The following is an 18,880-nucleotide window of genomic DNA, read 5'->3' as shown; positions in this document are numbered from 1 at the left end:
CCGGGAGCACCGCCGCCGGGACGCTGAATGACCTGGCCGCCAGCGCCGCCGCCATCGCGTGGGGGCGTGCCGGTCTGGCTGCCCTGGCCGCCGGGGGCTTGGACGTTGCCGCCCGCGCCGCCGGGCCTGCCGCCCGCCGCGCCGCCAGGGATCTGGGTGATGGTGGGCACAGTGACGGCGATCTTGATGTTGTAGCTGACGATGCCCTGCTGGCGATTGGGGAGGAGCGAGATGTAGCGCACCGTTCCGGCGAGCGGGAGCGTGGGCGCCTGGTTGAGGGAGATCTGGACGGGGAGGCCTTCGCGGATGTTAAAGATGTCCGCCTCATCAACAACGGCCTGCACTTCTATCTGGGTGGTGTCAACGACGAGGACGGCTTGGGTGTTCGCAGCGACGGTATCGCCGACCTTGACGTTGACGACGTTGACGACGCCATCGTAGGGGGACTTGATCTGCGCGAGGGCGAGCTTGTCCTTTGCGGCGGTGAGGCTGGTTTGCGCGTCCGTCACCTGGCTCGTGCGGAGGCCGAGGGTCACGGCATCCGGCCCTTTGCTCACGAGGGAGAGCTTCTCTTCCGCGTCCGCAAGGGCAGCCTTGGCAGTGGCGACCTTGGCTTGCTTGAGGGCGATATCTTCGCTGAAGGGTCCGCTTACGATCTTGGTCAGGCCATCTTGCACGGCCTTGAGCGTTGTCTCAGCGGAGGCGACTTTGGCTTGCTTAAGCGCAACGTCAACAAGGTCAGGGCCCGCGAGGATCTTGGTCAAGGTATCTTGAGCGGCCTTCGAGTTTTCCAGCGCGGTGGTGAGCTTTGCCTGCTTAGTGGCGAGGTCCAGGGTGTCAACGCCAGCGGCGACCTTATCGTAATTCGTTTGCGCGGTGCGCAGGGCATCTTGCGCCGAGGTGACGGAGCGCTGAGCGCTGGTGAGAGACGAGGCCTGAGTGGCCCTGGCGCTTTCAAGGCCATCGCGGGCGATGATGAGGTTGCTCCAGAGGGTGTTGAGGTCTACGATCGTGGGAAGCGTGGAGGGGTATTTGACATACATCTCCGCGGGAGAGAGGTAGATGTCAGCCTCGGACACACCGAGCCCTAATGGGGTCCAGGCATTCCGGTAGGGGCGTTTGCGGGTATCGAGGAGGTCGCTGGCTTCGCGGACGAGACGCGATTGAGTCGCCTCCGTGACCGTTAGGGAAGTTTGGGCATTGGTGACGGACTGCTTGGCCTGGGAAAGGGTGGCTGCGGCTGAGGCCAGGTCGTCGGCGGTATAGGGTGTCTTTGCTGTGGTGACTGCATCCTGGGCGAGCTTGACGGCCTGGCCGGCATTGGCAACAGCTTCGCGCTGTTTGGCGATGTCCTGCTCCGTGTAGGGAGCCTTTGCCTTATCGAGGGCGTCCTTAGCGGCCTGGAGGAGCGCCTGCGCATTGGCGACAGCCTCTTGTTTCTGGCGGAGCTCTGCCTGGTAGGCCGTCCCGCGAGCTTCGTCCAAGGCGTCTTGGGCCGATCTGAGCTGCAGCTTTGCAGAGGCGACGGACTCTTGGGCCCTGGCGAGATCGAGGGCGCCGTTGGTCTTCTTGGCGTCGTCCAGGGTCTGCTGTGCGCTGAGGAGCGAGGCCTCGGCTTTCGTCACCGCCGCTTGGAGGTCGTTGAGGTCAATCTCCGCAAGGATCTGGTCCTTGGTGACGCGCGCGCCCTCTGTGACAAGGACTTTGGTGACAGTGCCTGAGCTGCCGAAGTTGAGGGTCTTCTGGTTGGGGAAGCTGACGCTGCCGGAGGAGTTCACGGTGGAGCGGATGTTCCCTCTGCTGACGGCTTGGATCGTTTCGGTGACTGCGGTGGTCGCATCGTCGCCACCGCAGGCGGTGACGGTGATGGGGGCTGAGAGGATGATCGCACAGACTGCAACGAGCCGCGTGGAAGGAAATCGCATATGTTGCCCCGCCCGCTTCATTTTCGATTTGCGCGCAAAAACGCGCATGACCCGTCGAAAGGGCGCACTATACAGTAGGGGGGCAATCTTAGAAAGGCATTAGAGGGCGCTGGGTGGCTAGACGATGGAAAGAGAGAGTTCCTGAATCTGAGCGCCTTCAGGCAGGGCGCGGTCTATGCGGAAGATGCGGATAGCGGGCTGCTGTGGGTTGCGGAGGGAGACGATCATATAGATGTAGCCCCACGGCGAGGAGAGCTTGACGTCTGTGGGGGAGGGGTAGGCTTCACTGAAGGTGTGGGAGTGATAGAAGCCGAGGACGTCATGCCCGGCTTTGGCCGCTTCATCCTCTATCCGAAGGAGCTCCGGACCATCAAAGTTGTATTTCACAGGGCTTCGTTCAGTGTTCTTGGCGCGGTAGGCAGCGCGAACAGCAGCACCCGTGCCGGCCAGGACGCCGCAGCATTCGTTGGGCGCCTCCGCCTTGGCGTGGGCGATGATTTCCTCGGCCAGTTTTTTCGAGAGCGTAAGGTCTGCCATGGGGTTCCCGGGTTTTAGATTGCTAGGGCTCGACGACGATGCGCCCTCTGTTCCCCGGCGTCACGTGGCCGATGACGGCGGCGATGTTGACGCGCTTGGCCTTGAGGGCTTTGAGCAGGAGCGGGGCCTTCTTCTCTGACACGGCAAAGAGGAGGCCGCCGGAGGTCTGCGGATCGAAGAGGAGGCGGAAGGCTTTGGGCGGAACGTCAGGATGCCAGGCGACGGCGTGATCGTAGTAGGCCTTGTTGCGGCCCATGCCGCCCGGGGAGATTTCCTGCTCCACGCCCAAGCGCCAGGCATCCTGCAGGAGCGGGACACTGCTGAGGCCGATTGTGGCGGAGACGTTGCTTGCATTGAGCATGCCGTGGAGGTGGCCGAGAAGGGAGAAGCCGGTGACGTCCGTGCAGGCGTTGGGGGTGACGCTCAGCCCGGCCTCGCTTGCGGCCTTGTTGAGGGCGAGCATGGAGGCGATGGCCGCTTCGATGGCGGCAGGGGCCGCCTTGCCGGCCTTGGCGGCGGTGGTGATGACGCCGGTGCCGATGGCCTTGGTGAGGATGAGGAGGTCGCCGGGTTTTGCGCCTGCGTTCGTCCACTGTTTTCCGGGGCGAACGAGGCCGGTGACGGCCATGCCGTACTTGGGTTCGGCATCATCTATGGTATGGCCGCCGACGACGGGGACGCCAGCCTCTTTGGCTTTCTGCGCGCCGCCGCGAAGGACCCCTTTCAGAATGTCCTTGGGCTTATCCGCCGGGAAGCCGACGATGTTCATGGCGGTGATGGGTTTGCCGCCCATGGCGTAGACATCGCTCAGGGAGTTGGCGGCCGCGATGGCGCCGTAGGTGAAGGGGTCGTCCACGATCGGAGGGAAAAAGTCCACCGTCTGCACCAGCGCGAGATTCTTCGTGAGCTGGTACACCGCCGAATCGTCCCCCGTTTCAATGCCGACGAGCAGGCGCCTATCGGCGAGGCGGGGGAGGTCCTTTAGGAGATGATGCAGGTCGCCCGGACCGTACTTGGCAGCTCAGCCGCCGCACTTGGTCAGGGTGGTGAGCCTGATTGGCTCAAGGGAGGCCATCGCCGCTCCTTCTCTGTATTTCCCCATGAACCGGGGGCATCTTCAGTGTAGCAGAGGCGCTTTGTTGGATGCCGGAGCGGGGGCCGGGATTCGGGCGGCTGGGATGGGCGATTATAAGAGTTGTAGCCACCTTGACACGCCCCGATTGTGAATGTATTCTCAATGTGCTTTCGGCGGGTTAGCTGAAGTCTGCGCAAGGGTCGGTACAAGGCGCAGGCAAGATTGCCAGGTGAAGAGATGGACCCAGAAGCACTGAACCACGTGGACTGGCGGAACACCAGCCACACGCTGCGCTACCTGTGGTTCATCGTTATCTTCGCCTTCGGCCTTGCCACCCATCTTGTCCTCGCTCACGCCATCATCCCCTCGTTGCTGAACTCCGGTCATCTGCCCGCGGGCATCGCTGACAAGGTCCGGAAGCTGCGCTTCCATCTCTATGCAAGCTCGATCTTGATTCTTGGCGCGATCTGTTTCTGGTTCGCGAAGGCTGCAGACACGGCGCACGAGATCCGCAATTTCTGGCACAGGGATTGGATCTAGGGTCCAAGAAACCTGGAGAACGGTACAAGGTCGCGTAACACACTATGTCGTTGCCTAAAGCCCCGCTCGCGGTCAAAGTGCTGGTCCCAGTCATCGGACTGGTCATCGGCATAGGCGGGCTTATCGTTACGGTCGGCATCCTGAAGGCATGGTGGAGCACGCCCTTCGGCCCGGCGCAAGTGAAGGCCAGCCAGCCGATCAAGTTCCGGCACGACCTCCACATCGCCGCCGAAATTGATTGCCAGTACTGCCACCGGGAGGCTCTGAAGGGCGAGGCCGCGACGATCCCCTCCGTCCAGCTCTGCGTCTTCTGTCACCAGGTTGTGCTGAAGACTTCGCCGGAAATCACCAAGCTGCTTTCCGTTAACGAATCCGGCGAGCCGTTGAACTGGGGCCGGGTCCATAGACTGCCCGATCATGTCCAGTTCCTGCACGAGGCGCACGTGGCCTTCTTCTCCAAAGAGAACAAGGTGCAGCCGTCCCAGGTCTGCTCCATCTGCCACGGCGATGTCGGAAAGATGCAGGTGGCGGAGCAGGTCCGCAACCTGAAGATGCGGGACTGCGTGGACTGCCACAGAGGCGGCTATTTCAACTATCTGACGCCTGAGGCTGAGGCGGCGATTAAAGAGGCGATCACGAGCGGTCAACGTCGCGCGCCGCCGTCAGACTGCGCGACGTGTCACTACTAATAGGCAACTGAGCAATGGCTTTCACGCGCAAAGAATTTCTGAAGCTGGCGGGAGGGACGGCCGCAGGGGCCGCCATCCTGTCCGCCTGCCGCCCGAACGTCCGCGAGTTCCTGGTGCAGAGCCCCTCCAGGCTCCCGGAAGACTTGGTCAATGGGATAGACAACTGGTACGCCACCTCCTGCAGCCAGTGCGGCAGCGGGTGCGGCGTCATCGTGCGGGTCATCGAAGGCCGGGCGAAGAAGGTGGAGGGCAACCCCGTCCATCCGCTCAGCGGCGGCAAGCTATGCGCCCGGGGCCAGGCGGGCGTCCAGGCGGTCTACCATCCCGACCGCGTTCGCAGGCCCATGAAGGCGACGGGCGCCCGGGGCAGCGGCGCCTTCGCGGAAACGACGTGGGATGAGGCGCTGGCGGCGGTGACGCCTAAGCTGAACGAGATGAAGGGCGCGGCGGCGGGCAGTCTCCTCATCGTGACCGGGGCGCTGAACGGCAGCCAGGGCATGGTGGCGAAGCGCTTCGCGAAGGCGATGAACGCCACCCACGCGACCTTCGAGCCGATGGAAGAGGCCGCGCTGAAGGCGGCTATCAAGCAGACGTTCGACCAGGACCTGCTGCCTGATTTCGATCTTGGGCGCAGCAACTATATCCTTTCGTTCAGTTCGGATTTCTTAGGCGGCTGGATCTCCCAGGTCCGCCATTCGCGGGGCTACGGCGAGTTCCGCCAGGGGGCCCGCAAGCGCGGGACGCTGGTGCAGGCGGACACGCGCCTCTCGCCGACGGCAGCCGGCGCCGACGAGTGGGTCTATGTGAAGCCCGGCTCCGAGGGCAAGCTGGCTCTGAGCATCGCCTATGTGATCATCAAGTCGGGCCTCGGCGACGCAGCCGCAGCGCGGGCCCTCACTGGCGGCCGTGGCGCGGCTGCGCTGGAGGCCTACGCCCCCGAGAAGGTGGCGGAGGCGACGGGCGTTTCCGCCAAGCACATCGAAGAGCTGGCGAAGGCCTTCGTAGCGCCGGAGAACCAGCCGGCCATAGCCATCGGCGGCGGCGCGGCGGGCGCGCACACGAACGGCGTGTTCAATCTGACCGCCATCTACAGCCTCAACCACCTGGTTGGGACTGTGAACAAGCCGGGCGGCGTGAACTTCAACCCTGCGCCGCCCATCGGCGATGGGACGGCGGCGGCTGACCGCACAGCCTACGCCGCCGGGACAAGCACCTCCCTGGCGGAGTGGAAGAAGATCATCGAAGGCATGAAGCAGGGGAAGGTGAAGGCGCTGGTGATCCGCAACGCGAACGCGGTGCACAGCCTGCCCGCTTCGCTGGGCTTTGCGGATGCGCTAGCGAACGTGCCTACGGTGATCAGCCTTTCGAGCTTCCTTGACGATACGACCTACTGGGCCGATTGGGTGCTGCCGACGAGCCTTCCCCTGGAAGACTGGGCGGATGCGCCCATGAACCCCGGGCCCGGCTATGAGGCAGTCACCTTCCAGCAGCCGGTGGTGCGGCCCTTCCGCGATACGCGCGGCTTCGGCGATATCCTGCTGACGCTGGCGCAAGAGCTGAAGATCGAGAAGGACCTGCCCTGGACGAGCATGCGCGATGCGCTCCGCCAGCAGGCCCAGAAGCTGCACCAGTTCGGCCGGGGAAACATCAAGGCCGCGACCTTTGAAGAGTTCTGGGGCAAGCTGCTCCAGCAGGGCGGCTGGTGGGATACGAACGCCCGCGCGCTGCCGGTGCCCTTTGTGAACGGCCTGAACCTGACCAACCCGGAACCGGAATTCGCCGGAGACGCCGGACGCTACCCCTTCGTCCTCCTGCCGTTCCAGACGGCGGGCATCGGCGATGGGCGGCTTGCGCACCTGCCGTGGCTCCAGGCGACGCCCGACCCGATGACGACGGCGACGTGGGAGACCTGGGTTGAAGTGAACTCCAAGACGGCGCGCGACATGGACCTGCGCGAAGGCGATGTGGTCCGCATCGAATCGCCGGCGGGGGCCATCCAGGCGCTGGTCTACCCGAACCCGGCCGCGCCGCCGGACGTGCTGGCGATCCCCGTGGGCCGGGGCCACAAGGCCTTCGGGCGCTGGGCGGAGGGCTACGGCGCGAACGTGTACGCCGTCCTGGACCCGCGGGAAGAGAAGCAGAGCGGCTCGCTGGCCTGGGCGGCGACGCGCGTAAGCATCGCGAAGACGGGCAAGTGGAAGCGCATCCCGAAGATGGAGGGCTCCGTGCTGCCCATTGATTTCTCGAACAAGATCAAAGTCACGAACAAGGACTCCTAACGGAGCGCGTTGATGGCAATCGAGAGAAAGCCTGAGCCGAAATGGACGCTGGTGGTGGACGCAGACCGCTGCAGCGGCTGCCAGGCCTGCGTCGTCGCGTGCCAGGCGGAGAACAACGTGCCGCTGAACACGGACGCGATCTTCAACCAGAAGCGCGCCCACGAGTGGATACGCATCGAACGCTACTGGGTGAGCGACGACCCGGAGAAGCGGCCGGATGAGATTGACTTCTCGAAGGTGAAGGCGAAGTTCCTGCCGCTGATGTGCCAGCAGTGCGAGAACGCGCCCTGCGAGCCGGTCTGCCCGGTTTACGCCACCTACCACAACGACCAGGGCCTGAACGTGCAGGTCTACAATCGCTGCATCGGCACGCGGTACTGCGCCAACAACTGCAACTACCAGGTGCGGTTCTTCAACTTCTGGGAGCCGGTGTGGCCGGAGACGCTGCGCAACCAGCTGAACCCGGACGTGACGGTCCGCAGCCGCGGCATCATGGAGAAGTGCACCTTCTGCGTGCAGCGCATCCGGCGCGGGATACGCACGGCGATCCGCGAGGACCGGGATGTCAGGGACGGCGATGTGACGCCCGCCTGCGTGCAGTCCTGCCCCACGGGCGCGCTGACCTTCGGCAACATCAAGGACGAGAAGAGCGCCGTGCACAAGCTGGCGGAAGACGCCCGGCACTACCGATTGCTGGAAGAACAAGGCACCGGCCCGAACGTGGTCTACCTGAAGAAGGTGGACACGCATGCGGCGGAAGACAAAGGCCATGAGTAGCACAACGCACAACACACACGCGGCCCACCACGAGGCCGAAGGCGAGCATCACTACCAGCCGCAAGTGCTGACGATGCCCCATGCCCAGGTGACGCAGGATATCCTGCGCGCCTCATCCACCATGGGGCGAACGTACAAGCTGGCGCTGGCGCTCTTCGGCGGGCTCTTCATCGCCGGGTTCGCCGTCTTCATCGTCCGCGCGCGGGATGGCTTCGATACCTTCACGTCGTGGGCCTACCTGATGGCGACCTTCGGCTTCATCTTCACCACGGCGATGTCCGCGCCGATCTTCTCCGTGACGCAGCGGATGGTGCGCAGCCACTGGCGGCGGCCGATGGGCCGCTCGGCGGAGGTCCTCTCCGTGGCCGGCATCGTGGGCGCGCTGATGTTCATCCCCCTGGTGCTGCTGCTGCCGAACGCGGACAACCGGAAGACGATCTGGATGACTTTCCCCGGCGCGCCGCACGTGTATGAGCTTGCGGCGCTCATCGGCATCGTGGCTCTGGGCCTGGCGATCCTCTATGTGAGCGCCATCCCCGACCTGGCGGCGATCCGCGATCACGGGACCGGCTGGCGGAAGAGCCTGGCGCGGAGGCTGGCTTCGAGCTTCAGGGGAACGCCGCGGGAGTGGAAGGGCATCAAGGCCATGCTGATGGTCCTGGGCGTTTTGTATTTTCTCTTTCTCATCGGCGTGCATACGATGATTGCCTCGGACTTCGCGCTCTCGCTCGTCCCCGGGTGGAAGGACGCCATCTTCCCGGCGTGGCATGCGATCAGCGGTCTGCAGAGCGCGGTGGCCTGCACCATCCTGGTGACCTTTCTACTCTATAAGTTCGGCGGCTATAAGGACTACATCAGCGTTGACCAGTTCTGGGGCGCGAGCAAGATCATGCTCGCCCTGTCTCTCCTCTGGATGTATTTCTGGCTCTCCGGATTCATGATCTTCTGGTACGGCCGGCAGCCGGTTGAGCTGGCGGTGATCAAGCTTTTCTTCGCGGAGTCCTACCGCTTCCCGTGGGCGATGGCGGTCTGCTTGAACTTCGCCGTGCCCTTCCTTCTGCTCATCTGGAACGCGGCGCGCAAGTCCATGATCGCCCCAACGATCGTCTCTTGCTCGATCCTTTTGGGCACGTTCTTCGACCGCATCCGCATCTACGTCGGCAGCTTCACCGTGGCGGATGTGCGGGCCGATGCGCTGCACGAGCTCCACGCGGGGCCGCTGCTGGAGAACCCGCCGCCGCACCTGCCGGGCACCGCCGATGTCTTCATGATCCTGGGCGGCCTGGGCGGCGCGCTCTTCATCATCATGCTGGCGATCAAGTTCTTCCCGCCCATCTCCATCTGGGAAGTGACGGAAGGCATGCTCTACCGCAGGAAGCGCCGGTTCTTGAAGCGTGAAATCATGGTCATGGGCAAACCGGACTAAGGCACACCACTATGCAGGACAGAGTCGTACTCGGAAAGACACCTCAGGAAGTGGACTCGCGCATCAACCGCGAGCTGCTGACGAACGTCCTCTACACCGAGCGGCGCTACTGGATGATCGTCGGGTTCCTGGCGCTGGTTGTGGCGCTGGCCGGCGGGGCGATCGGGTACATGATCAACCAGGGCATCGGCGTCACGGGCCTGCACCGCCCCGTCTTCTGGGGCTTCATGATCACGAACTTCGTCTTCTGGGTGGGCATCAGTCACGCTGGCGTCATGCTCTCGGCCATCTTGCGCCTGGCGCAAGCCGAGTGGCGGCGCCCGGCCACCCGCGCCGCCGAGATTGTGACGGTCTTCGCGCTGATGACCGCCATCCTGTTCCCGATCCTGCACAGCGGCCGCCCCTGGCGCACGATGTACTGGGCCTTCCCGTACGACTTTGCCCGGGGCATCTTCCCCAACGTCCGCTCGCCGCTGGTGTGGGACCCCACGGCCATCACAACGTATCTGACCTCCAGCATCATGTTCGTCGTCGTGGCGCTGATCCCGGACTTCGCGGTGATGCGCGATAGGACGAAGGGCGTCGCCAAGGCGATCTACAGGGTGCTGGCGATGGGCTGGCGCGGGACGCCGCGGCAGTGGCGGCTGCAGATCGTCGCGGGCTTCCTGCTCTCGGCGCTCATCCTGCCGGTCTTCGTCTCCGTCCACAGCATCGTCTCCTGGGACTTCGGCGTGGCGCAATCGGTGGAGGCATGGCACTCCACGGTCTTCGCCCCGTACTTCGTCATCGGCGCCGTTCACTCCGGCGTCTCCGCCGTGGTGACGGTGATGATCATCCTGCGGTGGCTCTTCCACTGGGAGAACTACATTACCAAGGACACGATCGACTCCCTGGGCCGCCTGCTCATCGTGGTGGCGACGGCGTGGTTCTTCTTCTTCGTCATCGAGATCCTCTTCAGCATCTACACGCTGGAAGACGCCGAGCTGGCCCTACGGAGGATGCAGCTGTGGGAGTCGCCGTACTCCTGGCTCTTCCTGACCTTCATCCTCACCGGCTATTTCATCCCGGTGCCGCTCTGGCTGTTCAAGAACGTGCGCCGGAGCTTCAAGTGGATGCTCATCACCACCATCCTGGTGAATATCGGCATGTGGATCGAGCGCTTCCTCATCATTGTCCCCGGACTCGCGAGGAAGCAGGGCCTCTCCTTCTCCTGGAGCACGTACCACCCCAGCATCATCGAGGTCTTGATGGTCATCGGCTCCTTCGCCTTCGTTTCGATGAACATCCTGCTCATCTCCAAGGTTGTCCCGCTCATCCCCCTCTATGACGTCAAAGAGGGCGAGATTCTGAAAGACGAGTTCAAGATCGGCAAGGCTACGATTCCCGCGACGATGCGCGAGGAGTAATCCCGGAAGGGGGAAGCGCGCCATATGGCAAAGAAACAAGTGCTCGGGGTATTCAAGACGGCGGACAACGCAGTCATGGCGGTGGACCGGCTGAATGAGGCCGGCTTCACCAATAAGGACTGGACGGTCCTGACGGGCAGCCCATACCCGGAGGGAGCCTTCGGGGAGTGGATGCCGAAGCACCGGCTCTACGCCTTCCCGTTCTTCGGCGCCATCGTGGGCTTCACCGTGGCGATCCTGGTCACGGCCGGGACGTCCGTGGCGAACCCCCTGGTGACGGGCGGCAAGCCCATCATCGCAGTCCCGGCGATGGCGGTGATCGTCTACGAGGGCACGATGTTGGGCGCGATCCTCATGACCATCATCGGCGTGATTTTTGAATCGCGCCTGCCGAGGCCGCTGATGGGCCTCTACGATGAGCGCATCACCGAGGGCTATGTGGGCATTGACCTGAATTGCCCCGAGGACCGCATCAACGCCGCAGAGATGGTGATGCGGCAATCGGGCGCGGTTGATGTGAAGCACCAGAAATAGGGTAGAGCAGAACAAGGAACCAGGAACCCGGGAACGTAGGGACATGAAGATAGCAAAGAGACAGGGGAAGAGATCCATGGGCAGGCGAGGCATAGCCATCGTCTGCCTGGCTCTTGCTGCCGGCCTGCTGGCGGCAGGCTGCACTAAGGGCACGTACCAGGTGGACATTTTCCCTGAGATGCACTACAACCAGTCCACGAAGATCGGCGAGCCGCCCCGCTTGGATGTGCCAGCAGGCGCCGTCCCGATCACCGGACCCCAGATGCATGTGATCCCCGCCGACCAGCTGGAAGCGGCAAAGGCCTTCAAGAACCCGCTGCCCGCAGGCGCGGCCACGAACGCGAAGGGCGCGGAGCTCTATCGCGTGAACTGCGCCATGTGCCACGGGCCCCAGGCCAAGGGCGACGGCGCGGTGGGCAAGATCCTGGTGCGCGACGGCTACCTGGCGCCGCCTAACCTGACGGCGGCGGTGACGCAGAACAAGACGGACGGCGAGCTGTTCACGGTTCTGACCAACGGGGTCAATGTGATGCCCAAGTTCGGCTATCTGCTGACGGACGAAGAGCGCTGGGCCGTCATCGCCTACCTCCGCGCGCTGCCCAGATAAGGAAGAGGCTATGGATACGGTGCAACAGGCAGGGGTAACAAGAAAGAAGTTTGTCCTTGGGGCCATCCTTGGCGCGGCAGGCCTGATCGGCATGGGCGCGCTGGCGCAGCGGAAGCTGAAGACGGAGGAGAGCCTGCCCCTGGGCCTCCCCGAGGACTCGATTTTCAGGCCGCGTGCCGATGCGCTGGAGCGGATGCGGAAGGGCCTGGGCAAGTAGCTTCCCGAAAGAAAGCCTTGCAAAGGCCTCCGCAGAAGCGGGGGCCTTTTTATTTGCCCTTTTTGGCGGCTACGGCCTTCTTGATGAAGTCAATGATGTCCTGGGTGGAGCTGCCGGGGCCGAAGACGCCCTGGATGCCCATAGCCTTGAGCTTGGCGAAGTCCTCTTCCGGGATGATGCCTCCGGCGAGGACGACGGCATCGTCATTGCCCTTCTTCTTGAGGCCCTCCACGATGAGGGGGAAGAGCTCCAGGTGCGCGCCGGAGAGGATGCTGAGGCCCACCACGTCCACGTCTTCCTGCACGGCGGCGCTGACGATCATTTCAGGGGTCTGGCGGATGCCGGTATAGATAACCTCCATCCCGGCGTCCCGCAGGGCCCTGGCGATGATTTTGGCCCCTCTATCGTGCCCATCCAGGCCGGGCTTGGCGACGAGGACGCGGATCGTCTCTTTCTGCGTGGCTACCATTGTTCTTCCCCTTTGGGCGACCGAAAATGGCCGCCCCTATATGGCTAATGCTTGATGGGCGTGCAGATCTCGGTGAGGACGCCCCTGGTGGACTTGGGATGGAGGAAGCCGACCATGCCGGCAAGGCCGGGTCGGGACTTCTTGTCTATCAGGGCGCAGCCCTTCTTTTCCAGCTCCGTGAGCTCGTGGTCCACATCGGCCACTTCAAAGCAGATGTGGTGGAAGGCCTCGCCGCGCTTCTCGAGGAATTTCGCGACGCCGCCGTTGGGGTCCATGGGCTGGATGAGCTCGATCTCGCAATCGCCCACGGGGATGAGGGTCGCCCTGACCTGCTGGGTCGGGACGAACTGGATCTCGGATTTGGGGAAGCCGAGGATATCGGCATAGTCCTTGAGGGACTCGTCAATATCCTTGACGACGAGGGCGATGTGATGGAGCTTTTTGACGTCCATGGCACTCCTTAGCGATGGGAGGAGGCCTCGGCCAGCAGGCGCCGCGCGATGACGAGGCGCTGGATCTGGGAGGTCCCTTCGTAGATCTCAGTTACTTTAGCATCTCTGAAGGCGCGTTCAATAGGGCTGGCCTTGAAATAGCCGGAGCCGCCGTGGAGCTGCAGGGCCTGCGTCGCGACCTGCATCGCGGCTTCGCTGGCGAAGAGCTTGGCCATGGCCGATTCCTTGGTGCAGGGGAGGCCCTGATCGCGGAGGAAGGCGGCGCGGTAGACCAGGAGGCGGGCGGCGTCTATCTGGGTAACCATATCGGCCAGCATCCACTGGACGCCCTGGAAATCGGCGACGGCCTGGCCGAACTGCTTGCGCCGGCGGACGTGGCGGACGGCGAGATCAAGGGCGCCCTGGGCGATGCCGGCGGCCTGTGCGCCGATTATGGGGCGGCTGCCGTCCACAATCTGCATCGCGATCTTGAAGCCCTCGCCTTCGCCGCCGACGAGGTTGCCTGCGGGCACTTCGACATCGTCAAAGAGGACTTCGGCGGTGCTGGAGGCGCGCATGCCCATCTTCTCGGTCTGCTTACGGGAGGAGAGGCCTTTGGAGCCGCGCTCCACCACCATTGCAAGCATGCCCTTGTGGCGCTTGGCGCGGTCGGTCGTGGCGAATAGGAGGAATGTATCGGCGATGTCACCGTTGGTGATAAAGGTCTTGCTGCCGTTGACGAGATACTTGCCATTTTTCTTGATAGCCGTCGTTTGGATATTGGCGGCGTCGCTCCCGGCCTCGGGCTCGGTGAAGGCGAAGGAGGCGATCGTTTCGCCTCGGGCGATGGGCGGAAGGCAGTGATTGCGAAGGGCGTCGTTGGCGTGATGCTCGATGCCGTGGGAGGCCAGGGAGAGGCTCGCCAGGAGGGAGAGGGCCATCGAGGCGTCCGAGCGCGCGATCTCCTCCACGGCGATAGCCGTCTGGAGAAGGCCGCCGCTGCCGCCGCGCTCCGGGGCGATGCCGAGGCCCGTGACGCCGAGCTTGCCCAGTTTTTTATAGAGGGGCCAGGAGAACTCTTCCTTGGCATCGCGCTCGCGGGCCGTCGGCTCCAGCTCCTTCACGGCGAAGTCGCGGATCGTTCGCCGGAGGAGGAGGTCGCTTTCGGAGAGGGTGAAGTTCATTGCATCACAACGCTCGTCAGCCTAGAAGACGATGGCCTCTTTATAGGTGCCCCACTGCTTGCGAAGGGTATCGCAGATCTCGCCGAGGGTTACGTAGCTCTCCACGGCCTCAATGATGACGGGCATGGTGTTGTCCTTGCTGTGGGCCACCTCTTCCACGCGCTTGAGGGAGCGCTTGACGGACTGGGGGTCGCGCTTCTTCTTCAGGTCGGAGAGGCGCGCGAGCTGGCGCTTGGCGGAGGACTCGTCAATGCGCATGATGCTGTGGGTCTCGGCCTTTTCATTGGTGAACTTGTTGACGCCCACGATGGTGGCCTCGCCCTTTTCCACCTGGCGCTGGTACTGATAGGCGGCCTCTTGGATCTCGCGCTGGATGAAGCCGCGCTCGATGGCCGCAAGGGAGCCGCCCATGTCCTCGATGGTCTTGAGGTAGGCGTTGGCCTTCTCCTCAAGGACATTGGTGAGATGCTCCACGTAGTAGGAGCCGGCCATGGGGTCCACGGTATCGGCGACGGCATTTTCGTGGGCCAGGATCTGCTGCGTGCGGAGGGCGATGGTGACGGCCTTGTCCGTGGGCAGGGCCAGGGCCTCATCCATGGAGTTGGTGTGGAGCGATTGGGTGCCGCCAAGGACTGCCGCCAGGGCCTGGACGGTGGTGCGGACGATATTGTTCTCCACTTGCTGGGCCGTGAGGGAGACGCCCGCCGTCTGGGTGTGGAAGCGCAGCTGCCAAGACTTGGCGTTCTGGGCCTTGAAGCGCTCGCGCATGATCTTGGCCCACATGCGGCGCGCCGCCCGGAACTTGGCGACCTCTTCAAAGAAGTTGTTCTGGGAGACGAAGAAAAAGGAGAGGCGCGGCGCGAAATCGTCTATCTGGAGGCCCGCCTCCAGGGCGGCGTTCACATAGCCGATGGCGTTGGAGAGGGTGAAGGCGATCTCCTGTGCGGCGGTCGCGCCGGCTTCGCGCATGTGATAGCCGCTGATGCTGATGGTGTTCCACTGGGGAACGTGGTCGCTGCAGTAGTTGAAGACGTCCGTGATAAGGCGCAGGGAGGGCTTGGAGGGAAAGATGTAGGTGCCGCGGGCGATGTATTCCTTGAGGATATCGTTCTGGATCGTCCCGCCGAGCTTATCGCCGGCGACGCCCTGTTTCTTCGCCACGGCGATATAGAGGGCCAGCAGGATGGGCGCGGTGGCATTGATGGTCATGGAGGTGGTGACCTTATCGAGGGGGATCTCCTTGAACAGGACCTCCATATCAGCGAGGCTGCAGACGGGAACGCCGACCTTGCCGACCTCGCCGCGCGCCATCTCGTGGTCTGAGTCGTACCCCGTCTGCGTGGGCAGGTCAAAGGCGACGCTGAGGCCCGTTTGCCCCTGGGCGAGGAGATAGCGGTAGCGCTGGTTGGACTCTTCCGCGGAGGCGAAACCGGCGTACTGGCGCATGGTCCAGAGGCGGCCGCGGTACATGTTGGGCTGGACGCCTCGGGTATAGGGATATTCGCCCGGGTAGCCCAGGTCGCGATCGTAATCAACGTCCTTCGCGTCCTCAGGGGTGTAGAGGACGTCCACATCGTAGTTGGAGTTGCTCTTGAAGCTCTTCTGGCGCTCGGGGACCTTCTTGATGGATGGCTCGTAGGACTTTTCGCGCCACTGCTGTTTGGTCTTGCGGGGAGTGGTCATCGGGCTCCTTTTGCCGGCTGCCGCAGGGCGACAAGCCAGGGCGGGGGACTCTTTCTGCGCCTGGGTGAGTGTAGCGAATTTCAGAGGAGAATTCAACGAAAGGAAGGGCACGAAAGGGCTAGTGCCCTCTTTCGGAAGCTACCGGAAGCCTCGCCTGTCAACTGGGGGTAGACGATGATGCACATAATGGTAGTAGAGAGTAGTGCGAGGAGGAGCGATGACGACGAAGGAGCGGACGAACATGCGGAGGGCGAAGGGGATTCGGGGGAGCGATGCGGAGGCTGCCAGGGCAGGGGAGGAGATCGTCGCGCTGCGGGGATGCTTGCAGCGATTGCTGGATAAATACGTGGAGACGCTGGAGTGGAACTCCCAGGGCTACATCGTGGTGCCGGAGCGGCTGCCGGAGGTGATGGAGGCGAAGGAGCTTCTGCAGCGAGGCGGCAAGTGACTGCGGCAAACGGCGATGAGGGGATGCCGCTTGCGCCGCCCGTTCAATCGGCGATAGACCGGCTTGCGGCGGTGGTCCGGCAGGCGCACAAGGAGCGTCGCTGGGGCGAGATACGCCTGGCAGTGCGCGATGGGCTGCCCTATCTTCTGCAGACGGAGTTCTCCGAGCGGCTGGGCGGCCGTAGCAGGCGTGATGAGGACTAGCGAAGACCCCGGCGGGCGTCTGCCCGCAGGGCGCGGACCAGGCGGGAGGCGGCAACGAGCATGTTGAACATCGCCACAAAGCCGGCAAGGCGCAGGAGCGTGGTCGTCAGGCCTGCATCGTGGAACTCGCCCAGGGTGAGGAGGCGACCGAAGAGCGTGGAGAGGCCAAAGGAGACGAGGACTTCGATCTGGAGGCTCCTGTGCCTGTACTGGAGGCGGCGGTTCGCCACCCGGTAGGCAAGAGCCGTCACAAGGAGGGTCAGGGCTAGGCTGAAGAGCAGAATCATAAGGATTTCGTGTGCCTTAGGTGTGCAGAAGGTGTGATAAGCCAATTGTATCTGAAGATTAAGACTTGACAAGAGCTAGCAACTAGGGAAATACCGAACTTTGACTAAAACATCACTCGCAAATACTTCCGAACCGACACAATTCCGACCGGAGGAGTTGTCTGTCTGGGACTTGAGCGCCTACAGGCCTCATCCATACCAGACGAAGTTTCATGAGGCGCAGGCGAAGGTGAAGGTCCTGGCCTGCGGACGCAGGTGGGGGAAAGACCGGGCCTGCATCTATGAAGTGCTGCGCCGGATCCCCGAGCTGATGAAGCGCAACAGCAAGATCGGCGGGCTGGTGCCCCTCGTCCACATCTGGTGCGTCGCGCCCACCTATGCCCTCACATACCAGATGTGGCGCGAGTACAACCAGTTCATCCCCCACCGTGCCGTGAGCGCCATCCGCGAGAGCACGCGGCGCATCGAGCTCTTTGACGGCAAGGCCGTCATCGAGATGAAGACGGCGATGGAGCCGGAGCGCCTTGTCTCTGTGGGGCTGGACCTGCTGGTGGTGACGGAGGCTGGCCTCGTGGACGAGGAATCGTGGACGCAATCGCTGCGGCCGACGCTCTCATCCCCGGGACGCCTGGGTGAGGCGATCTTCAATGGCACGCCCAAGGGGAAGAACTGGTTCTATTGCCTCGCCATGCGCGGCGCAGGGGCGAGCGGCGGGAGCGACGTGCGCTCCTGGAACTATCCGACGTGGGGGAGCACGCTCGTGTGGCGCAGGCTGGACATCGAAGCGGTGCTGGGCCCATTCCCGCGCGCGCCCTCCCACCGGCAGTTCGAAGAGGCCCAGCGGCAGTGCGTGGAGATGGCGCTGGTCGGCGAGACGGACATCATCCCCCAGGAGATCGAAGAGGCGCGGCGCGATATGCCGGAGCCGCTCTTCCGGCAGGAGTACGGCGCGGAGTTCCTGGAAGACGCAGGGTCGGTCTTCCGCCGGGTGGAATCGTGCATCGGCGGCGAGCCGCAACCTCCGCAGGCGGGACGCAGCTACGTGATGGGCGTGGACCTGGCGAAGCAGCACGATTACAGTGTCATCTTCGTCGCGGATGCGGCGGCGCGCGCCATCGTGCACTTCGATTGCTTCTGCCAGGTGGACTGGCCGGTGCAGAAGGCGCGCATCATCGAGACTTCGCGGCGCTACAACGGCGCGGTGGCCTATGTGGACGCCACGGGCGTCGGCGAGCCGATCGTGGACGACCTGGCGAGCGAGCGCGTGCCGGTGGAGGGCGTGAAGCTCAGCGCTCAGATGAAGCGCGACCTGGTGAACCGCCTGGCGATCAACATCGAACAGCAGCGCATCCGCTACCCGTGCATCGAGCAGCTCTTGGGGGAGCTGAAGGCCTACGCCTACGAGCGCGCCAAGAGCGGCGCCCTGCGGACGGCCGCGCCGTCCGGCTCCTACGACGATTGCGTCATCGCTCTGGCGCTCTGCGTCCACGGCCTGGACGCCTACGGTCCCGGCGAGCGCCTAGAGCCGGAGCGCTATGCCGCGATCCGGTGATGCATTCCGCCTCTGGCGCAGTCCCGGCCCGCTTCGCTACAATAGGCGCGCAATCGGTGCCGAAGTGAGGAGTCCCCCATGACCAGTGTCTCCGCGCCGCATCTGAAACAGTCGCTGAAGACGGATGCCGAGATCTCGCGCTTCCTCAAGGAGAACGGCGTCCTGTTCACTCGGTGGCCCACGCCGCCCGCGGTGAAGCCCTTGCTGGGCAGGGGCGTGCTGACGCCCGAAGAGCAGCAGCAGATCATGCAGGCCTACCGGCCGCAGCTGGACGTGGAGCGCAAAGAGCGCGGCTATATCCAGGCGGACATCGTGGTGCTGAGCCCGCAGACGCCGAACCTGGAGGCGATGCTGGCGAAGTTCGATAAGACGCACTATCACGACGATGACGAGGTGCGTTTCATCATTGACGGCGAAGGGACCTTCGGCTTCGAGCCTGAGGGAAAGCCGTCCTTCTCCATCACGGTGACGACGGGCGACTACATCATCGTCCCGGCGAAGACGTGGCACTGGTTCACCCTCACCTCCTCACGCGCCATCAAGGCGATGCGCCTCTTCAAGGACATGAGCGGCTGGACGCCGCACTACAAGCATCCGCCGGCGCAATAGCC

21 protein-coding genes are annotated in these 18,880 nt (G+C 63.7%); 13 read left to right on the top strand and 8 right to left on the bottom strand.

Features of this window, described 5'->3' with window-relative positions:
* The 3 genes from FJ039_02705 to selD all read right to left on the bottom strand — a co-directional run.
* On the bottom strand, positions 1-1,973 hold a 1,973-nt coding region (locus tag FJ039_02705; protein MBM4405077.1), incomplete at its 3' end, for an HlyD family efflux transporter periplasmic adaptor subunit.
* 69 nt (positions 1,974-2,042) lie between these two features.
* On the bottom strand, positions 2,043-2,462 hold the full coding sequence (locus tag FJ039_02700) for a M67 family metallopeptidase (GenBank protein MBM4405076.1): 420 nt from the start codon (positions 2,460-2,462) through the stop codon (positions 2,043-2,045).
* Between the two features lie 22 nt (positions 2,463-2,484).
* Positions 2,485-3,537: a selenide, water dikinase SelD gene (gene selD, locus FJ039_02695; protein MBM4405075.1), complete on the bottom strand. Its 1,053-nt coding sequence runs from the start codon at positions 3,535-3,537 to the stop codon at positions 2,485-2,487.
* 237 nt (positions 3,538-3,774) lie between these two features.
* Between selD and FJ039_02690 the strand changes: the two genes are divergently transcribed.
* Genes FJ039_02690 through FJ039_02650 form a run of 9 tightly spaced genes read left to right on the top strand, consistent with a single transcriptional unit; the run spans position 3,775 to position 12,012 of the window.
* On the top strand, positions 3,775-4,077 hold the full coding sequence (locus FJ039_02690) for a hypothetical protein (GenBank protein ID MBM4405074.1): 303 nt from the start codon (positions 3,775-3,777) through the stop codon (positions 4,075-4,077).
* Between the two features lie 44 nt (positions 4,078-4,121).
* Entirely contained in the window at positions 4,122-4,766 is a 645-nt protein-coding gene (locus tag FJ039_02685; GenBank protein ID MBM4405073.1) for a cytochrome c3 family protein, read from the top strand.
* A 14-nt stretch (positions 4,767-4,780) separates the two neighbouring features.
* The gene (locus FJ039_02680; protein ID MBM4405072.1) at positions 4,781-7,045 is read left to right on the top strand and encodes a 4Fe-4S ferredoxin; all 2,265 of its coding nucleotides are present in this window, start codon (positions 4,781-4,783) and stop codon (positions 7,043-7,045) included.
* 12 nt (positions 7,046-7,057) lie between these two features.
* A complete protein-coding gene (locus FJ039_02675; protein ID MBM4405071.1) occupies positions 7,058-7,822 on the top strand; it encodes a 4Fe-4S dicluster domain-containing protein in 765 nt (254 codons plus the stop codon).
* Entirely contained in the window at positions 7,815-9,248 is a 1,434-nt protein-coding gene (locus tag FJ039_02670) for a hypothetical protein (GenBank protein MBM4405070.1), read from the top strand. The genes FJ039_02675 and FJ039_02670 overlap by 8 nt, the downstream gene beginning before the upstream one ends.
* A gap of 11 nt (positions 9,249-9,259) precedes the next feature.
* Positions 9,260-10,654, top strand: coding sequence for a molybdopterin oxidoreductase (locus FJ039_02665; GenBank protein ID MBM4405069.1), 1,395 nt, complete (start codon positions 9,260-9,262; stop codon positions 10,652-10,654).
* A 24-nt stretch (positions 10,655-10,678) separates the two neighbouring features.
* Positions 10,679-11,188, top strand: a complete 510-nt coding sequence (locus FJ039_02660; GenBank protein MBM4405068.1) for a DUF3341 domain-containing protein — start codon at positions 10,679-10,681, stop codon at positions 11,186-11,188.
* Between the two features lie 43 nt (positions 11,189-11,231).
* Entirely contained in the window at positions 11,232-11,795 is a 564-nt protein-coding gene (locus FJ039_02655) for a cytochrome c (protein ID MBM4405067.1), read from the top strand.
* Positions 11,796-11,805: 10 nt separating this feature from the next.
* On the top strand, positions 11,806-12,012 hold the full coding sequence (locus FJ039_02650; protein ID MBM4405066.1) for a hypothetical protein: 207 nt from the start codon (positions 11,806-11,808) through the stop codon (positions 12,010-12,012).
* 49 nt (positions 12,013-12,061) lie between these two features.
* Here the strand turns inward: FJ039_02650 and FJ039_02645 are convergent, their stop codons facing one another.
* From FJ039_02645 to FJ039_02630, 4 genes are read right to left on the bottom strand one after another with little or no spacing between them, the layout of a single operon-like run.
* On the bottom strand, positions 12,062-12,481 hold the full coding sequence (locus tag FJ039_02645; GenBank protein ID MBM4405065.1) for a cobalamin B12-binding domain-containing protein: 420 nt from the start codon (positions 12,479-12,481) through the stop codon (positions 12,062-12,064).
* 44 nt (positions 12,482-12,525) lie between these two features.
* The gene (gene mce, locus FJ039_02640) at positions 12,526-12,933 is read right to left on the bottom strand and encodes a methylmalonyl-CoA epimerase (protein ID MBM4405064.1); all 408 of its coding nucleotides are present in this window, start codon (positions 12,931-12,933) and stop codon (positions 12,526-12,528) included.
* A gap of 8 nt (positions 12,934-12,941) precedes the next feature.
* Positions 12,942-14,096: an acyl-CoA dehydrogenase gene (locus FJ039_02635; protein ID MBM4405063.1), complete on the bottom strand. Its 1,155-nt coding sequence runs from the start codon at positions 14,094-14,096 to the stop codon at positions 12,942-12,944.
* 21 nt (positions 14,097-14,117) lie between these two features.
* Positions 14,118-15,779 (bottom strand): methylmalonyl-CoA mutase, encoded by a 1,662-nt coding sequence (locus tag FJ039_02630; GenBank protein MBM4405062.1) that lies wholly within the window; start codon positions 15,777-15,779, stop codon positions 14,118-14,120.
* A gap of 217 nt (positions 15,780-15,996) precedes the next feature.
* Between FJ039_02630 and FJ039_02625 the strand changes: the two genes are divergently transcribed.
* Positions 15,997-16,227 (top strand): hypothetical protein, encoded by a 231-nt coding sequence (locus FJ039_02625; GenBank protein ID MBM4405061.1) that lies wholly within the window; start codon positions 15,997-15,999, stop codon positions 16,225-16,227.
* Positions 16,224-16,430, top strand: coding sequence for a hypothetical protein (locus FJ039_02620; GenBank protein MBM4405060.1), 207 nt, complete (start codon positions 16,224-16,226; stop codon positions 16,428-16,430). Before FJ039_02625 ends, FJ039_02620 begins: the two co-directional genes overlap by 4 nt.
* Here the strand turns inward: FJ039_02620 and FJ039_02615 are convergent.
* Positions 16,427-16,717 (bottom strand): hypothetical protein, encoded by a 291-nt coding sequence (locus tag FJ039_02615; GenBank protein ID MBM4405059.1) that lies wholly within the window; start codon positions 16,715-16,717, stop codon positions 16,427-16,429. The two genes, FJ039_02620 and FJ039_02615, sit on opposite strands and share 4 nt — an antisense overlap.
* 172 nt (positions 16,718-16,889) lie before the next feature.
* Between FJ039_02615 and FJ039_02610 the strand changes: the two genes are divergently transcribed.
* Both FJ039_02610 and FJ039_02605 read left to right on the top strand, forming a co-directional pair.
* The gene (locus FJ039_02610) at positions 16,890-18,269 is read left to right on the top strand and encodes a hypothetical protein (GenBank protein ID MBM4405058.1); all 1,380 of its coding nucleotides are present in this window, start codon (positions 16,890-16,892) and stop codon (positions 18,267-18,269) included.
* A gap of 78 nt (positions 18,270-18,347) precedes the next feature.
* Complete coding sequence (locus FJ039_02605; protein ID MBM4405057.1) at positions 18,348-18,878, top strand: cupin domain-containing protein; 531 nt, start codon at positions 18,348-18,350, stop codon at positions 18,876-18,878.
* Positions 18,879-18,880 lie beyond the last annotated feature (2 nt).

The sequence above is a fragment of the Chloroflexota bacterium genome (assembly GCA_016875535.1).
Taxonomy (GTDB): Bacteria; Chloroflexota; Dehalococcoidia; order SHYB01; family SHYB01; genus VGPF01.
Note: the sequence above shows the minus strand (reverse complement) of the source record. Positions and strands in the feature narration are given on the sequence as shown.

What these genes read in the sequence shown, in the direction of transcription:
- FJ039_02670 (MBM4405070.1), top strand. Translation starts at nt 7,815, where the DNA reads ATGAGTAGCACAACGCACAACACACACGCGGCCCACCACGAGGCCGAA.
- FJ039_02660 (MBM4405068.1), top strand. Translation starts at nt 10,679, where the DNA reads ATGGCAAAGAAACAAGTGCTCGGGGTATTCAAGACGGCGGACAACGCA.
- FJ039_02690 (MBM4405074.1), top strand. Translation starts at nt 3,775, where the DNA reads ATGGACCCAGAAGCACTGAACCACGTGGACTGGCGGAACACCAGCCAC.
- FJ039_02685 (MBM4405073.1), top strand. Translation starts at nt 4,122, where the DNA reads ATGTCGTTGCCTAAAGCCCCGCTCGCGGTCAAAGTGCTGGTCCCAGTC.
- FJ039_02665 (MBM4405069.1), top strand. Translation starts at nt 9,260, where the DNA reads ATGCAGGACAGAGTCGTACTCGGAAAGACACCTCAGGAAGTGGACTCG.
- FJ039_02700 (MBM4405076.1), bottom strand. Translation starts at nt 2,462, where the DNA reads ATGGCAGACCTTACGCTCTCGAAAAAACTGGCCGAGGAAATCATCGCC.
- FJ039_02645 (MBM4405065.1), bottom strand. Translation starts at nt 12,481, where the DNA reads ATGGTAGCCACGCAGAAAGAGACGATCCGCGTCCTCGTCGCCAAGCCC.
- FJ039_02605 (MBM4405057.1), top strand. Translation starts at nt 18,348, where the DNA reads ATGACCAGTGTCTCCGCGCCGCATCTGAAACAGTCGCTGAAGACGGAT.
- FJ039_02680 (MBM4405072.1), top strand. Translation starts at nt 4,781, where the DNA reads ATGGCTTTCACGCGCAAAGAATTTCTGAAGCTGGCGGGAGGGACGGCC.
- mce (MBM4405064.1), bottom strand. Translation starts at nt 12,933, where the DNA reads ATGGACGTCAAAAAGCTCCATCACATCGCCCTCGTCGTCAAGGATATT.
- FJ039_02635 (MBM4405063.1), bottom strand. Translation starts at nt 14,096, where the DNA reads ATGAACTTCACCCTCTCCGAAAGCGACCTCCTCCTCCGGCGAACGATC.
- FJ039_02630 (MBM4405062.1), bottom strand. Translation starts at nt 15,779, where the DNA reads ATGACCACTCCCCGCAAGACCAAACAGCAGTGGCGCGAAAAGTCCTAC.
- FJ039_02625 (MBM4405061.1), top strand. Translation starts at nt 15,997, where the DNA reads ATGACGACGAAGGAGCGGACGAACATGCGGAGGGCGAAGGGGATTCGG.
- FJ039_02615 (MBM4405059.1), bottom strand. Translation starts at nt 16,717, where the DNA reads ATGATTCTGCTCTTCAGCCTAGCCCTGACCCTCCTTGTGACGGCTCTT.
- FJ039_02650 (MBM4405066.1), top strand. Translation starts at nt 11,806, where the DNA reads ATGGATACGGTGCAACAGGCAGGGGTAACAAGAAAGAAGTTTGTCCTT.
- FJ039_02675 (MBM4405071.1), top strand. Translation starts at nt 7,058, where the DNA reads ATGGCAATCGAGAGAAAGCCTGAGCCGAAATGGACGCTGGTGGTGGAC.
- FJ039_02655 (MBM4405067.1), top strand. Translation starts at nt 11,232, where the DNA reads ATGAAGATAGCAAAGAGACAGGGGAAGAGATCCATGGGCAGGCGAGGC.